The organism is Suttonella sp. R2A3, from assembly GCF_021513215.1.
Classification (GTDB): domain Bacteria; phylum Pseudomonadota; class Gammaproteobacteria; order Cardiobacteriales; family Cardiobacteriaceae; genus JAHUUI01.
On record NZ_CP090975.1, the window covers coordinates 365,295 to 381,639 of the forward strand.

Genomic DNA, 16,345 nt, shown 5'->3' on the forward strand with positions numbered 1-16,345 from the left:
AGGCGGCAAATCAAGTATGATTGCCGCCTTCTTTGTGGGCCTGTAGCTCAGTTGGTTAGAGCAGGCGACTCATAATCGCTTGGTCGGGGGTTCAAGTCCCTCCGGGCCCACCATTTACCTAAAGTATCTTTGTCGGCGTGCTTCAAAAAGCATCAGCGCACACGCCACCGATACATTCAGGCTTTCCATGCGTTCGTCCATCGGAATCGCGGCTAGATAATCGCATTGCTGGCGAATACCATAATGAATCCCATCACCTTCATTACCCACCACAATCGCAAGCGGAAGGTTTAAATCGACCTCATAAAGCGTCTGTTCTGTTTCACCCGCGCCACCAACGACCCAAATACCCTGCTGCTGCATCTGTTGAATTTCACGACGTAGATTCGCGACGCTAAATACCGGCACAATATCCGCGCCACCACAGGCGACTTTCTTCACCGTGGCGTTCACTTCCGCCGCACGGCTGTTAGGAATCAACACCGCATCAACGCCAGCAGCGGCAGCGCTGCGTAAGCATGCGCCCAAGTTATGCGGGTCTTGGATGCTGTCGAGAATCAAGATCAACGGGTTTTCAACGCCAGCGATCGCACTCTGCCAATCGTGTGCCTGACCTGATTCTTGGCGAACAGCGGCAATCACCCCTTGATGTTTGACTCCGGGAAGCGTCATATCTATGGCATAAGCAGGCACTGTTTCCACCGAGACACCGGCAGCTTGGGCGGCCTCAATTAGCGCTAATACCTTTTTCGAGCGCTTATTATCAGCAACCTGAATGCGCAGTATTTGTCCTTTTTCTAATGCCTGAGTGAGGGCATGCACACCCCCAATCCACTGCTGTGTTTTCATCACTGTCCTTTTTTCTTAGCTTTATTTTTGGCTTTGCCTTTAGGCGGCTTTTTGCCTTTTTTGGCCCCATTATGGCGGCCTTTCTTTTCTTTTTTAACAACTCGGTCGTCTTTATCCCCACGCTTAGACTTACGTTTAGGATTTTTCCCGTTCACTGGCCCTTTCACGGCAGGAACCCCTTCATGACTAATCAACTCGAAGTCAATCTTCTTGCCTTCCATATCCACTTTAGCCACGCGAATCTCAACCTTATCCATCATATGGAATTCACGGCCGCTGCGCTCACCAGTTAAGCTAACGCTGTTCGCATCATAATGGTAATAATCGCTGGTTAGCGTTGAAACATGCACCAGGCCATCAATAAAAAACTCGTCTAAGGTGACAAAAAAGCCAAAGCTGGTAACGTTTGAGATTTGTCCGTGATACTGCTCACCTAAACGATGACTCATGAATTCACATTTCAGATAGTCCATCGCATCGCGCGTGGCATCATCAGCGCGGCGCTCAACCATGGAACAATGTTTACCCATCTCAATCATCGTCTCAGGCGAATAACGGTAATCGCTGGCTTTACCGCCGCGCAATACGTGACGAATCGCTCGGTGCACCAATACATCCGGATAACGGCGAATCGGTGAGGTGAAATGCGCATAATGATCAAGCGCCAAGCCGAAATGGCCACGATTTTCTGGGGTATAAATCGCTTGCGACATTGAGCGCAGCACCATCTTTTCCAGCAGCACCCGATCATCGCGTTCGCTAGCTTTCTCGAGCAACCAAGCAAAATGTTTTGGCTCGATGTTATCCGTGCCCGAACCGCGCCACACCAGCCCTAATTTACCGACGTATTCTAGCAGCTGCTCCAAACGCTCAGTGCTCGGGTCATCGTGCACGCGGTATAACGCCGGCATCTTATGTTTTTCTAAAAACTTTGCCGCGGTGACGTTGGCAATAATCATGCACTCTTCGATCAACTTATGAGCATCAAGACGCTCACGTGCCGCAATCGTCGCAATTTTACCTTCACTGTCGTATTCAAACTCAGCTTCTTTGAAGTTGAACTCAATGGTATGACGCGCAGTACGTGCTGCAGCCAAAATTTCATACACCGCTTTCAAATGCTCTAAAGGTTCAAGCAAGGCGCTGAAGCTCTCGCGCATCATAGGGTCACGTTCAAATAAGATCTTTTCAACCGTCTCATAAGTAAAGCGCGCATGCGAGTGAATCACCGCCTCATGGAATTTAGAACGTCGCACATACCCATCTGGGCCAATCGTCATCTCACATACCATCACCAGGCGATCAACATTCGGATTGAGTGAACATAAGCCATTAGAGAGCTTCTCAGGCAGCATCGGTATGACTCGGTCAGGGAAATAGACCGATGTCCCACGCAAATACGCTTCTTCATCGAGTGGGGCATTAGGGCGAACATAGTGCGACACATCGGCAATCGCGACGTATAGGCGGTAATTGTCGCCGCGCTTTTCCGCATAAACCGCATCATCAAAATCGCGCGCAGTAATGCCGTCAATGGTCACCATCGGTAAATGACGCAGATCTAAACGCCCTTGGTAGTCTTTATCGGTTAATGCTTCAGGCAAACGTTCACTTTGCTGACGTACTGCTTGCGGGAATTCTGACGGAATATTGTGGTTTTCCATGGCGATAGCGACTTCCAAGCCCGGGGCAAGCTCATCACCAAGCACATCAACCACTTCCCCCACTGCCGCTTGACGGTTTCGCGTTGGGTACTCATGAATTTGCACCACAACAATCTCACCAACACTGGCTGGGCCAAGCTTATCCGGAGAAACCAATACCGTATTGGTCAGTCGGCGGTTTTCCGGAACAACAAACCACACGCCCTGTTCGTTTTTCAGCGTACCGACAACCCGTTGTTGCTCGCGGTGTAGAATCTCTACCGGCGCATAATCTTTACGCCCTTGTTTATCAACAAATTTCACCCGTGCAATGATCTTATCGCCATGCATCAATGTCTGCATGTATTTGGGCGGGATAAAGCCATCAGGCTCATCACCTTCCGGGCTAAAAAAGCCGTAACCCTCAGGGTGAGCAACCACATGCCCGGTGAGCAAATTCATTTTTTTGGTAATCCCGATGCGACCTTGACGGTTGCGCGTGAGCTGCCCGGCTGAAATCATCGCTTTCAAACGATGGCTTAAGTGCTCACTTTGCTGTTCATCTAAAGCAAAAGCACTAATGATCTGATTGAAAGTCAGCAGCTTGCCTTCTTCACCCATCCATTGCAGGATGAATTCACGACTCGGCAACGGGTTTGCACCGTATTTTTCTTTCTCACGCGCATGAAATGGATCGAGTTTACGCCAGTTAGTGATTTTCTTACTCATAGGAACATCCTCCTTAAACAGCAAAAAGCCGCCATAAGGCGGCCTTATCGTTCTAGACCAACAACGGTTGGCGAATAATGGTATGGCGACGTTCTGCGCCGGTAGAGACCATCACAATCGGCACATCAAGCCACGATGAAACTTGGGCGAGATAGTCTCGCGCTGCTTGAGGCAGCTGTTCATCTTGATCATAACCAACCGTGTTTTCCTGCCAGCCGGTTAACGTTTCATAAATCGGCTGACAGCGCGCTAATCTCTCTGCACCGAGTGGCGCAATCTCTTGGCGAACACCATCCAACTCATAAGCCACACAGACTTTGATTTCTGCCAGTTCATCGAGCACATCGAGCTTGGTAATGCACAGTCCATCAATACTCGAGTTTAAGATTGCGCGGCGTAATGCCGGCAAATCCAGCCAACCGCAGCGACGTGCACGCCCAGTTGTTGCACCAAATTCCTGACCAATTTTGGCGAGATGCGCACCAATATCGTCATGGAGTTCTGTTGGGAACGGCCCACTGCCCACGCGTGTGGTGTAAGCTTTGGTGATCCCTAAAATATAATCCAAATCGCGCGGACCAATCCCACTACCGCTAGCCGCACCGCCAGCTGAGGTGCTCGAAGAGGTCACGTACGGATAGGTGCCATGATCGATGTCGAGCATCGCCCCTTGCGCACCTTCAAAGATGATGTGTTGATCATTAGCATGATGCGCTGCAATCGCCACACTCACATCCGCAATCAACGGCAGAACGATTGTTGCATAATCGAGCCATTCTTTGATCACCGCATCTGCATCGACCGCGTCGACTTTATGGTACTGGGTGAGCAGCATATTGTGATAGTCGATCAAAGCGCGTGCTTTGGTGCTAAACGTTTCAGGGTCACTCAGATCGTCTAAACGTAGACCTCGGCGTGCTACTTTGTCCTCATAAGCTGGACCAATACCACGACCGGTCGTGCCAATTTTTTCTTCGCCACGCGCTATCTCACGTGCCTGATCCAAGGCAATATGGCTTGGCAAAATCAATGCACACGCAGGCGATAAGCGCAAACGCTCAGCAACAGGAACCCCAGCAGCAACCAGTTTATCCATTTCGGTTTTAAACGCACGCAAACACAGCACCACACCGTTGCCCACATAACTCATCACACCATCGTGCAAAATGCCTGAGGGGATTAAATGTAGCACGGTTTTTTGTCCATCAATAACCAAGGTATGACCGGCATTATGCCCACCTTGAAAACGCACCACTGCGCCGGCTGATTCTGTGAGTAAATCAACCACTTTTCCTTTGCCTTCATCGCCCCATTGCGAACCGATGACAACCAAATTTGTACTCATCATGCACCTTTATTATGCTTAAAACGAATAGACTCACCCGCTGCGCGACGCTGTGCTAAAGCAGCAAACGTTTCAGCATTATCGGGAAATAAAACTTCGGTGAACGCAGGTTGCTCACCATGACCGGTGCTCAGCTGAGCCAGGGTCAATAAATCAGCGCTAAAGCCTGTTGCCGGCCGTGAACGCCCATAAGCCGCACCAACGCCATCGTAACGACCACCGCGGGCAATCGCACTATAATGCCCACTGGCAAAACAGCTAAACACCAAACCGCTATGATAGCCATAACTGCCGACACTACCTAAATCAATACTCGTGCGTTGCTCTGGGAAAAATGCACTAATAGCCTTTTGCACCGCCTCTAGATCAGCGATCGCGCGGTCAAACTCAGGATGCGTGCCTGCAAAATGCTCACGCAGCGTATCAAGGGCTTGAGCATCGTCGTAAAGCCCCATCAGCGCTTGGACATCTTCGATCAACCGATCGCTTAAGCGGGATTGTGCCTGCCAGGCCATCAAATCTGGGCGTTTTTTACCGGCAAAGATATCTTGTAAGAGCGCGCGATCATCGGCATCAAGCGCCTCACGCGCGACCAAACCGCTAAAAATACCGGCATGGCCTAAATCAAGGACACAATCATCAATCCCGGTGCGTCTCAACCAATCGAGCAATAAGGCAATGATTTCTACATCACCACCTACTTCTGAAACGCCAAATAATTCAGCGCCAACGATCAGCGGATTACGGCGTGGCTCGGTACTTTCACTGCGATTACGCAACACTTCACCACAATAACCATAACGGCTCTCGCCATCGGTAGGGAGACGGTGCGCATCGATGCGCGCAATTTGTGGGGTGATATCAGCGCGAACCCCCATTAAGCGGCCGCTGTGATGATCGGTAATTTTGCACGTTTGTGCTTCTAAATCAGCGCCACTACCGGCTAATAGCGAGTCTAAATATTCAGCCAGAGGTGGGAGTACTTGCTGATAGCCCCAACTGGCGAAATGATCGAGCGTCAAACGACGCAACGCCTCAACTTCTTTTGCGGCATCTGGGAGCAACTCGATAATATCTTCCGGTAGTAGCCAATATTTAGCCATTTCAGCTTCCCGTTGTTTTAAATAGCACCAATAAGACAAGCGCAACGCCCGCCATCGACAGGCCCACTTTACGCAATGAATGATCGGGCAGTTTTACCAGCTCGATAATGGTGCGTTTCCAGGTTTTCGGTGCAATGCCTATCATTGCCCCTTCAAAAAAGAGGACGATGATAAAAGCTAATATCCAAGCACTCATTGACGATTAATACTCTTCAAGAAGATCATCAGAAAGTATGATTTCATGATCATTTGCTGCGTCTTTCTTTTTGAAGTAGTTAAAGAATTCGCTATCGGGCTCCATCAAGAAGGTGGTGTTATCCGCGCGGATCGCGTTGCGGTAGTTTTGCATACTGCGCCAGAAACGGAAGAATTCTAAATCCTGACCATAATGTTCGGCAAATAACTTTGCCGCCTCAGCATCAGCCTGACCGCGCATGATGTTGGCTTTCTCACGTGCTTCAGCAACAATTTCCTGCGCCTGACGCATCGCTTCAGCGCGAATAATCGCCGCTTTTTCTTCACCTTGTGCGCGCAAACTCTTAGACACCCGCTCACGCTCAGCACGCATCCGATCGAATACCCGATCACGAATACCTTCCGAAAAATCAACCCGCTTCAAACGTACACCAATCACATCCAAACCATAGCGCTTGGCATCGGTTTGTAACGATTCGGTCACGCTGTTCATAATCGAGCCACGGTCTTCAGAAATGACGTCTTTAACCGTACGCGCAACAAATTCATTACGCAAACTGTCTTTGACCAACTGATCAAGTAAACTCGAAGCACGGCTCAAATTACCCTGGACGCTGGTATAGAACTCACGAATATCGCCAATCCGCCAAATCACAAAATAATCAACCACGAGGTATTTTTTCTCACTGGTCAAAAACAGCTCTGGTTCAACGTCTAAGCGCTGCATCCGTGAGTCAAAAAACTCCACACTTTGGATAAATGGGACTTTCATGTGCAAGCCAGCTTGCTCTTCTGTTTGCACCAACCGTTCGAATTGAGTGACCACAGCCATCTGACGTTCGCTCACCACATAAAACGAGCTAAACAACAGCACGAGTGCAACAATCACTACGGCAATCAGTGCATTTAATTTCATATTCATCGTTTCAACCTTACTCTTTAATACTCGCGTTGTGGGCGTTCGCGACTGCGTAAATCATTTTCTTGCGTTGATGACTGGCGGCCTGTATCACTTCGATTACCGCTACTACGATTGTCGCCACTTTCGTTATTGCGCTTCTCGACGCTGCTAGCGCCTACGCTAGATCGAACCGATTCATCGCGTTGTTGTTGGTTATTACCTAAATTAACAATCGGTTGTGCGTTTTCAGCATCAACAATAATCTTTGGTACACTGCTAAACACATCACCCATCGTATCGAGATAGAGCTGATTACGAACCACCTCTTTATCAAGCCGATACGCAGCCAATAAATCATCAAAGCGTGACACATTAGCATTGGCATCAGCGAGCACATTTGCGCGGTATTCTTTAGCTTGTTCGATCATCGTTGCCGCTTCACCACGGGCCTGTGGTAAGCGCTCACGAGCCACCGCTTCGGCTTTCAAGCGTGAACGCTCTTCGTCTTCACGTGCACGAACCGCATCTTCAAACGCGTCTTGCACTTCAGCGGGTGCGCGCGCGTCTTGCAGTTCAAAAGCGATAATCTCAAACCCCAAATCGTATTCTTGTAAGGTTTGCACAATAATATCTTTCGCTTCCTGTGGCCAGAAACTGCGTTTATCACGCAAAATATCGTCGACGCCATTAGCACCAACCACTTCACGGATCGCACTGATCACAATATCCTCAAGCATATCCACCGGATTTTCTGCTTGGAACAAAAATTGTTTCGCATCACCAATTCGGTACTGCACTGCCGCACCGATTTCAACGATATTCTCATCGCTGGTCAGCATTTGTCCCACACGCTGTGAGGTAGTGCTGGTATTACCGGATTGGGTTTTAAACTCACCGACACGCATCGTAGAAATAGAGGTCACATCGACTTTTTCTACCTTACCGATCGGGGCAGGCCAATTCCAATTCAAACCTGATTTTGAGGTTGAAGCATATTTACCTAAAACAATTTCGACCCCATTTTCCCGTTCCTGGATGGTGTAAAAACCGGTCGCCAACCAGGCAGCAACAATCGCCCCGGCAATCAGCGCAATGAGTTTACCCGACATCGGCGGCAGGCTTGGTGTTCCACCGCCACCGCTCTGATCATCACCACCCGAGCGTTTGGGTTTGCGCTTGATTAACTTGGAGAATAGTTCATCAAGATCCGGTGGGCCTTGTTCATCTTTGCCCGACTGCTGTTTCGGTTTATCACTTTCCGGACGCTCTCCCCAAGGATCTTGGGTAGCCATCGCCAAACCGCGACGCCGTGCAATACTATTTGCTGCTGTATAACAGCCAACTAACAAATTAAACATAATTACCTTTATACCATTTCAGGTCGTTGATGGACCAAATCCAATGCCCGATTATACTGAGATTGTAGCTGATGAAAACGTTTTTCAGCTAAAACTATGTTAAGCCACAGTGAGCCATCACTGCCCAGCACCTCTTCGCACACTGCTTGTTCGCTGAATAATGCCGAGCGTAGTGCGCCATCATCAGCCAGCGACAACTGCACCCAGCCGGCACACTGACTACTCGCAAAATGATCCACAATCGCCTCGCGTAACAGATCCAAGCCTACGCCGGTTTTTGCCGAACAAAATACTGCACGTGCCTTGCCTTGATCATCACGTTGCACACGGGGCGCTTCATCGCGCAAATCAATTTTGTTATAGACACGAATCATCGGCAAATCGTCAGCGCCGATGTCTTTAAGCACTGCAGCGACCACCGATTCACGGTCAAGATGATCTTCGTCCGCAGCGTCAATGACCTGCAACACCAAATCCGCATACGCCGTTTCTTCGAGGGTGGATTTAAACGCCTCAACCAGTTCATGTGGCAAATCGCTGACAAACCCCACCGTGTCAGCTAGCAAAATCGTTTGCACACCATCGTGTTGTAGTTTGCGCCAGGTTGGATCAAGGGTGGCAAAGAGCTGATCCTTAGTAAGCACGTTTGCATCAGTGAGCGCATTAAACAGCGTCGATTTTCCAGAGTTGGTATAGCCGGCCAATGCTACGGTTGGCATTTCCCGACGCGAACGCCCTTTGCGATTCTCTTCGCGCTGGGTTTGTACTTTCTCCAAGCGACGCTGTAATTGTTTGATGCGAATACCCAACAAACGACGGTCGGTTTCAAGCTGCGTTTCCCCAGGGCCACGCAAACCAATCCCCCCTTTTTGTCGCTCTAAGTGCGTCCAACCACGTACCAGGCGGGTGGATAAATGACGCAATTGCGCGAGCTCAACCTGTAATTTACCCTCGTGGCTGCGCGCACGTTGGGCAAAGATATCCAACACCAAGCCGCTACGATCCAACACTCTGGCATTAAAGAGTTTTTCAAGGTTGCGCTCTTGCGAGGGCGAAAGTGGCGCGTTAAAGATCACCAAATCAAGCTCGTGCTCGGCGACGGCTTCGGCTATTTCTTGAGCCTGACCGCGGCCAATAAAATAGCGAGGTTCGATCTCACCTCGCGTATAGTCTTTACACCACAGTGCTTCAGCACCCGCTGAATCTGCCAGTAAATGAAATTCTTCGCGTACTGCCGGGTCGGTTGCGCGACCAATATCAACCTGAATGAGTGCCGCGCGTTCACCACTTTGTGGACGTTCAAACAAAACCGACTACCGACAGAAATAAATGAAAGGCATTAAGCAATTGCTAACCATCAATAAAAAGGATCGCTATTCGGCGTTGCTTGATGCGATACGTTCGCCGGCTGTTCGCTGTGGTCTTCTTCTTCATCGCTTGCCCCGCCAATGCTCACATTACGTGACGGCACGATGGTAGAGATCGCGTGTTTATAAACCATTTGCGAGATATTGTTGCGCAATAACACGACAAACGCATCAAAGGATTCAATTTGTCCCTGCAGCTTGATACCGTTAACCAGATACACGGAAACCGGTACGCGCTCTTTACGTAACGCATTAAGATAAGGATCTTGCAGTGACTGTGATTTACTCATTCTTGTTGTACTCCCAAAATAAATGCACGCCGTACCCACTACTGCATGCAGCTACTTATCCTAGCACGAATCCCCTATCTGAGAAAACGTCTTATCCGAGAAAAATAATCAAATTGCCAGGCGTTAATCCGTATGCCATCGACTAAGCAAAGACCGGCAATAATAATCAGCCTGCCCGCCATAAATAACGCACCACGTGGAAGAAAATGGGCGCGGCAAAGCACAGTGAGTCGATCCGATCGAGCATACCGCCATGTCCACTGAGCATACTGCCCCAATCTTTGACCCCGATATCGCGTTTAATCGCCGACATCACCAGCCCACCTAAAAAGCCCATCACCGCAATCAACAATCCAAGTGCCGCTGCTTCAAAAGGTGTAAAGGGCGTCATCCACCACAAAGATGCTGCGAGCATGGTGGCAAGTGCAATACCACCAAGCGTCCCAACGACTGTTTTTGACGGCGATAAACTTGGGACAATTTTCCGTTTACCCCATAATTTGCCGCAGATATATTGCAACACATCGCTCGCTTGCACGACCGCAATTAAAAAGATCAGCAAAGCGATGTTGCTGTCATAACCGGGAAAATGCAGGAACAACAGCGCAGGCACATGCGAGACACAAAACACACTGATCATCAGCGCCCATTGGATTTTTGCCGAACGGGTTAGGAAACGCTCGGTATCACCAGCCAGTGAGGCCACAATCGGCATGAGTAAAAATGCATAGACAGGAATGAAGATGGAGAATAAACCGTACCAAGCGTCATAAACCAGCCAGTATTGATACGGCAGTACCACATAATACACCCCAACCAAGACAAAATAATCAGCGCGGCGGCGATAAATCAGCGACAGGAACTCTCGTAGTGCTAAAAATGAAATGAGCATAAACAGCAAAACAGTGGCCGCGCGGCCAAATAGAAACGCCAACAACAGCACAACCACCATCATCCACCAGGCTTGTACGCGATCTAACAGGTTGTCTAAGGTTGGACTGTGACCATGTTTGGCGATAAGCACTTTCGAGACGATGGTTGCTGTGGTGAGAATCGTACCAATAACGGCGAGTACTATCCAAACATGGGTGGTATTCATGCACATCCCCTTGCGCTAATGAGTGCGTCTTTTAATCGATTAAGGCAGGTTGTTTTATCGGCATGCGCACCTTGAAAGCTCTCGCCAAAGCGCAGCGCACAAAGCATTGGCACTGGAATATAACGCCCTTTAGGTAACACATCTGCAATATTTTCAATCCAAATCGGGACAACCGGCACTGGTTTTTGTTTAAGCAGGTGATAGACCCCGCTTTTAAACGGCAATAACGTTTCCGTCGTATTACGCGTTCCTTCGGGAAAGAGGATTAACGACGACCCTTCCTCTAAGGCGACCACCATTTGCTCAATGGCTTGATGCGGATCGCCTTTACGATCAATTAACACCATATTAAACACTTTGAGCGCAAGAAAACGCCGCATTGGGGTTTTCAGCCAGTAATCAGCACCCGCAACCGGACGAACCTCGGCACGTTCATGCGCGGGTAAGGCTACCCACAGTAAGAGAAAATCACCATGGCTACCATGATTGGCATAAAACAGCTTTGCCCCACTCGGATAAGGCCATTGCCGGGCACTGCGCGTCCGCACGCCGGTAACTAACACCACCAGCCAATACAACAATAAGCGCATGAATTGAGCCACAGCTAGACCCGTTTCGCCAAAGTCACGGTAAATATCCCATCTTCACCACTCCACTGCGCGTATTTCACAAAACCCGCTTGTTCAACCAACTGATCCATTTCCTGCTGTGAGCGACAGCGCATCACCCAAGGCTGTCCCGCGCGATGACTCGATAGTGCACGACCAATCATTTCCTGCTGCGGATGCCAAGGCTGTGCGGTATAAATCAAATAGCCACCCTCGCTGATAATATCGGCAAAACCATAGAGCGATTGCAGCACTAAAGTATTATCGCTGAATAATTCATGCAGCCCGGAAACAATCCCGAGCGTGGGCTCAATTGGATGATCAGCGAATGCCGCGCGATCAAAGGCATCACCCTGTACGAAGGTTACAGTTTCACTCAAACCACGCTCAGCAATCAGCTTTCCTCCGGCAGCGACATTCGCCTCGCTAAAATCTTGTAATAAGACCTGTTCGGGGTGATGCGAGGTTAATAAAGCATCAAGCACGTAGCGTCCATGACCGGCGGCAATATCCAACACCCGTTTTTCTTTACCGGCGGCTTCTAAGCACGCAAAAGCTTCATTAATCGCTACCTGAATATGCCGCTTTCTTCCACGAATCCCACGCCAACCAATCGCACTCAGATACTGCTTGTCAATGAAGCGGCCAAATGCATTTGTCCCACTTGGCTGGTTTTGATAGACATAATCCAAGGTAGCCCCGCTATCAAACCCGGCATCACGCCCAACAGCTAAGCCTTGTGACCAACGAGCACCGAAACGCAACGCGGCACGATAAGCCCGCCAATACATGCCGCGTGGTGACCACTTCGCTAGTGGCGTTGCCAACTTGTCGGCTCGTACGCGACTCACGCTACGCTCGTCTGCATCAGTAACCGAAACCGGCGCATAAGGCGTTGCGAACTGCCGCTCGATGAATGTGCGCATAAGGTCAATGGCTTGTGCACGATCGCGTTCACCCAACGTATCGTGATAAAACCCGGGCAATACGTGGCGTTCTTTATCCGCACTACCTAAATGGTTAAAAAATTGATGCTGCGGCTGATGAGACACCACCCAATCATCGCCGGAGATTAATAGCTGTATCGGCACCGTGATCGCTTGTGCATCAGCGACTACCCGTTTCGCGAGTCGGTGCAACCCCAACAATATGCGCACGGAAATCGCACGCGCGATCAGTGGGTCATTATTAAAGCTATCAATACGGGCTTGGTCGTGAGTGAGGTAATGCGCTTTAACATAGCTATTGACAAAAAAGTTACCGCGCAAACGCTGCATTAGGCGTAAACCCGGGCGAGCAAACGGCACATAAAGCTTGACTTTAAACGCTGGTGAGGCCAAAACTACCGCACGGATTTTTGGTGCGTAATCATGCAGCCAGCCTGCCACCAGCACCGCACCAACGCTTTGCCCAATAACCACCATTTGCCCATAATCAATATCGTAGGTACGTTCAATATAACGAACAAACGCTTCAACATCGGCCACTGAGGCATCAATCGACGGACTATCCCCTCGTTCCCCCGGGCTATGACCATGCCCTCGTGCGTCCCAGGCAAAAATTGCGGTATCTTCTAGGTTTAATTCTTCGCCAACATGCATCATCCGCGCGGAATGTTCGTGTCCACGATGAAATAAAATCAGTGCTTTCTCGGTGCGTCCACTTGCTGGCGGACGGTAGCGATAAAATAACTGCGCACCATCGTGGCTGACAAAATTCTGTTGTTGTTCATTCATGGCTCATCCTGCTAATCCATTACTGACACGTCGCCAATTCGTGATTAATAATAACCCAATACCGATAAAAAATAATCCATTGATTATAGAAAATAGTGCATGAAAAACCACCAATACAGCAATCAAACCGATTAAAAAAGCGCGATCACTTTTACCCATCGGGCCATCGTAACGTCGCCCATTACCATGGGCGACACCAAGAATTCCAGCCGCCTCGCTGAGTAATGCAAAGATAATAAACACCACCACCAAAGATGGATAAACCCCACTCAGTAATGCAAATGGCGCATATAAAGCAGCGTCCGCCAACATATCGCTCAATTCATTGAGATAGCCACCAAGCGCTGATTGCTGGCCATGTTCACGCGCCAACATCCCATCGATGGCATTGAGCGCCATGCGAATAAACATCCATAGCGGCACCAAGATAAATACCCAAGTTATTGAACTTAGCCAGGCCAAGAGCGCCGCAAGCACTAATGAACCTAATAAGGCCGCAATGGTCACTTGATTAGCCGTCACGCCACGCTCAAATAAGTTTTGAACCAAGGGTCGCAATAGTGCTTGGAAACGGCTTTTTAAGGCATAGATACTCATGAATCACCCTTCCTAAAATGGGAAAAATATCGGTACCAGATACAGCGTTAGCACCATAATAACCAACTGTAAGGGTACGCCAATACGAACAAAATCCATAAAACGATATCCACCAGGTAAAATAATCAAACTATTCACCGGTGAGGCAATCGGGGTTGCAAAGGCTGATGACGCAGCAATCGCCACCGTCATCATCACCGGCTCTGGGGCAATTACAAGCGCCTGAGACATCGATATCGCCACCGGCGCAAGTAGCACAGTTGTGGCGGTATTAGACATAAATTGGCTAAGCACGGCGGTTAATACAAATAATAAGGTACACAAACCCAGTGGTGAAATCTCGCTAAACCCTGCCAGCAACGTATCAACCAACAGTTGTAACGCGCCACTTTTTTCCATCGCCACAGCCAGTGGCAGCATACCCGCGAGCAGCACTAAACTGGTTTCATTGAGCGATTGATAACTCTCTTTGATACTCACGCAACCGCTGATGATCATTAACATCGCAGCGATAAGTACTACGCTAACATTCGCCAGCCAACCAAACGCCATCGCTGCAATCATCAGCAGCATAATCCCGATCGCAAGCGGTGCCTTATGCGAGTATGGCGCAATATCTTCTAATTCCACTGGCGTTTGCAAAACCACCAGGTTGCGCTCATTAGACAAACGGCGAATATGCGACCAACTCCCCGCAAGCAGTAAGCTGTCTCCAGCTTGTAACGTCGTGGATGCATAATTCATGGTGATGGTTTGTTGCCCGCGGCGTAAGGCAATCAAATTGAGCCCATAATGGCGACGAAACGCGGCTTGTTCCAGTGTGCTACCTACCAAGGCGCTATCAGGCGGGATCAACACTTCAACATAACCAAATGCACGCTGCACCCGCCGTTCTTCATAGGCACTAAATGGTGAGCGATACAGGTGCATTGCCTGACACAGCTCGCTAACATCCTCGTCACGACCATAAACCCACAACGCATCATCTTGCGCGATTTGGCTATTGAGCATCGCCGGAATAAAAGCATTGGCTTTACGGTTATTCTGATTAAGCGCAAATAACGTGACGTTATACTGGCGGCGTAATTTCGCCTCGCTGACTGTCAGACCTTTCAACGGGCTGTTATTGGCCAACAGCAATTTATGCAGTTGGCCGCTGATTTCATAGCGCTCGGCAAATGCTTCTAATGACGCACGTTCAGATTTATCACCATCTAAAGCTCGCTTAGGTAATAAAAATCGTCCGACGCTGAGCATCAACCCCAAACTGACCAATAAAATCAGCCCACCAACTGGCGTAAAGTCAAAAAAGCCAAACGCCTCTCTTCCGGCATCGCGTAACGCCCCGCTAACCACGATATTCGGTGGCGTACCAATCAGAGTGGTCATTCCGGCAATCAAGGTTATAAAGGCGACTGGCATCAGCAGCCTCGCTGGATGAATTTCGGCTTTACGCGCCATCGCCATCACCACGGGAATGAGTAACGCAACGGTGCCTGTCGAACTAATGCTGGTGGATAATAAAGACACCACCGGCAATAACACCAGCAACAATCGTAGCTCGCTCTTGCCACCAATTTTTAGCAGGAACTGACCAATCGTGCCTGCAACACCGGTACGAAAAATCCCTTCACCGACAACAAATAATGCGGCAATCATCACCACGATTGTATTGCCAAATCCGGAAACCGCTTCTGCGGGGGTGATCACACCGGATACCGCAAGCACGATCACCACCATCAGCGCCACCATATCCATGCGCCAACGATCGATAATAAACGCAACTACCGTTAGCAGTAATAGCACATAAACAAAAGCAATTTCAGCGCTCATGAATTAAGGCGTGCTGTTTTGCGCCGCTGTAGCCAGAAGATCAACTCCATAACACCGGCAAATAACACAAACAGTAACAACCAAATGGGCCAGAAAAACATCCAAGCCAACCATTGGTAGCCGTATGACGAGCTATTCCATAACCTCAACGCTGGCCGGACAATAAAGATGCTGTTCTCTTGGGGCACTACGCCATGTGTGTCATGGATAGTCACCTCAAGCTTAGGCCACCCAGGCCAAAAAGCCAGCGACGCTAACGCATCTTGAGGTTCAAACTCAAAGATAATTTTCTCGTCATCGCGATACCAAGCAACTGCATGTATGGGGTGTGCATCCTGTTTATTGAGACGAATATCCAGTGTAAATGGGTATTCAATCTCTTCAGAGACACAATGACGCTGATAAGCAAATTCGCAGGATTTACTCCGATCTTTGCGTTGATTTTGCTCAAGCCAGGCAAGCAGCTCTGGCGAAGCGGCTGTTTGCATCGACAGCACAACCCCTTTCCCGGCCAACGGCCGAAACACCGAGAACGTACGCGTTTCGCCATCATTAAAAACCACACCAACGCGCTTTTCTTGAATCGAGAAATAAAAAATCACCATCAGCATCACAAACAGCGAAAACAATACGCTCCATATTTTCCACAACCGAGCCCGCATTTAAACCACCTTTTTATACTTACAACTGAG

General features: G+C 49.2%; 15 protein-coding genes and 1 tRNA gene. 1 reads left to right on the forward strand and 15 read right to left on the reverse strand.

The genetic code is table 11. The features are described from left to right. The first annotated feature begins 36 nt into the window (after nucleotides 1–36). Nucleotides 37–113: transfer RNA gene (locus tag L0B52_RS01780), tRNA-Ile, on the forward strand. 1 nt (nucleotide 114) lies between these two features. Here the strand turns inward: L0B52_RS01780 and rlmB are convergent. The 15 genes from rlmB to L0B52_RS01855 form a co-directional block, all read right to left on the reverse strand. Further along, complete coding sequence (gene rlmB / locus L0B52_RS01785; RefSeq protein WP_235064827.1) at nucleotides 115–849, reverse strand: 23S rRNA (guanosine(2251)-2'-O)-methyltransferase RlmB; 735 nt, start codon at nucleotides 847–849, stop codon at nucleotides 115–117. Continuing rightward, a complete protein-coding gene (rnr, locus tag L0B52_RS01790; RefSeq protein ID WP_235064828.1) occupies nucleotides 849–3,221 on the reverse strand; it encodes a ribonuclease R in 2,373 nt (790 codons plus the stop codon). The genes rlmB and rnr overlap by 1 nt, the downstream gene beginning before the upstream one ends. Nucleotides 3,222–3,273: 52 nt before the next feature. After that, on the reverse strand, nucleotides 3,274–4,566 hold the full coding sequence (locus L0B52_RS01795; protein ID WP_235065421.1) for an adenylosuccinate synthase: 1,293 nt from the start codon (nucleotides 4,564–4,566) through the stop codon (nucleotides 3,274–3,276). Further along, nucleotides 4,566–5,669: an ATP phosphoribosyltransferase regulatory subunit gene (locus L0B52_RS01800; protein WP_235064829.1), complete on the reverse strand. Its 1,104-nt coding sequence runs from the start codon at nucleotides 5,667–5,669 to the stop codon at nucleotides 4,566–4,568. The genes L0B52_RS01795 and L0B52_RS01800 overlap by 1 nt, the downstream gene beginning before the upstream one ends. Before the next feature lies 1 nt (nucleotide 5,670). Next, entirely contained in the window at nucleotides 5,671–5,865 is a 195-nt protein-coding gene (locus tag L0B52_RS01805; RefSeq protein WP_235064830.1) for a DUF2065 domain-containing protein, read from the reverse strand. A 6-nt stretch (nucleotides 5,866–5,871) separates the two neighbouring features. Next, nucleotides 5,872–6,786 (reverse strand): protease modulator HflC, encoded by a 915-nt coding sequence (gene hflC / locus L0B52_RS01810; protein WP_235064831.1) that lies wholly within the window; start codon nucleotides 6,784–6,786, stop codon nucleotides 5,872–5,874. A gap of 17 nt (nucleotides 6,787–6,803) precedes the next feature. Then, nucleotides 6,804–8,123: an FtsH protease activity modulator HflK gene (gene hflK / locus L0B52_RS01815; protein WP_235064832.1), complete on the reverse strand. Its 1,320-nt coding sequence runs from the start codon at nucleotides 8,121–8,123 to the stop codon at nucleotides 6,804–6,806. An 8-nt stretch (nucleotides 8,124–8,131) separates the two neighbouring features. Then, nucleotides 8,132–9,430 (reverse strand): ribosome rescue GTPase HflX, encoded by a 1,299-nt coding sequence (gene hflX, locus L0B52_RS01820; protein WP_235064833.1) that lies wholly within the window; start codon nucleotides 9,428–9,430, stop codon nucleotides 8,132–8,134. 50 nt (nucleotides 9,431–9,480) lie between these two features. Continuing rightward, nucleotides 9,481–9,780 carry an RNA chaperone Hfq gene (gene hfq / locus L0B52_RS01825; protein WP_235064834.1) on the reverse strand — a complete coding sequence of 100 codons (300 nt, stop codon included), beginning with the start codon at nucleotides 9,778–9,780 and terminating at the stop codon, nucleotides 9,481–9,483. Between the two features lie 166 nt (nucleotides 9,781–9,946). After that, on the reverse strand, nucleotides 9,947–10,879 hold the full coding sequence (locus L0B52_RS01830; RefSeq protein ID WP_235064835.1) for a phosphatidate cytidylyltransferase: 933 nt from the start codon (nucleotides 10,877–10,879) through the stop codon (nucleotides 9,947–9,949). Beyond that, a complete protein-coding gene (locus L0B52_RS01835) occupies nucleotides 10,876–11,481 on the reverse strand; it encodes a lysophospholipid acyltransferase family protein (RefSeq protein WP_235064836.1) in 606 nt (201 codons plus the stop codon). The genes L0B52_RS01830 and L0B52_RS01835 overlap by 4 nt, the downstream gene beginning before the upstream one ends. A 2-nt stretch (nucleotides 11,482–11,483) precedes the next feature. Next, entirely contained in the window at nucleotides 11,484–13,223 is a 1,740-nt protein-coding gene (locus tag L0B52_RS01840) for a bifunctional alpha/beta hydrolase/class I SAM-dependent methyltransferase (RefSeq protein WP_235064837.1), read from the reverse strand. 3 nt (nucleotides 13,224–13,226) lie between these two features. After that, nucleotides 13,227–13,820: a CDP-alcohol phosphatidyltransferase family protein gene (locus L0B52_RS01845; RefSeq protein ID WP_235064838.1), complete on the reverse strand. Its 594-nt coding sequence runs from the start codon at nucleotides 13,818–13,820 to the stop codon at nucleotides 13,227–13,229. 12 nt (nucleotides 13,821–13,832) lie between these two features. Continuing rightward, a complete protein-coding gene (locus L0B52_RS01850; RefSeq protein WP_235064839.1) occupies nucleotides 13,833–15,653 on the reverse strand; it encodes an SLC13 family permease in 1,821 nt (606 codons plus the stop codon). After that, nucleotides 15,650–16,315 carry a hypothetical protein gene (locus L0B52_RS01855; protein ID WP_235064840.1) on the reverse strand — a complete coding sequence of 222 codons (666 nt, stop codon included), beginning with the start codon at nucleotides 16,313–16,315 and terminating at the stop codon, nucleotides 15,650–15,652. Before L0B52_RS01855 ends, L0B52_RS01850 begins: the two co-directional genes overlap by 4 nt. Between the last annotated feature and the right edge of the window lie 30 nt (nucleotides 16,316–16,345).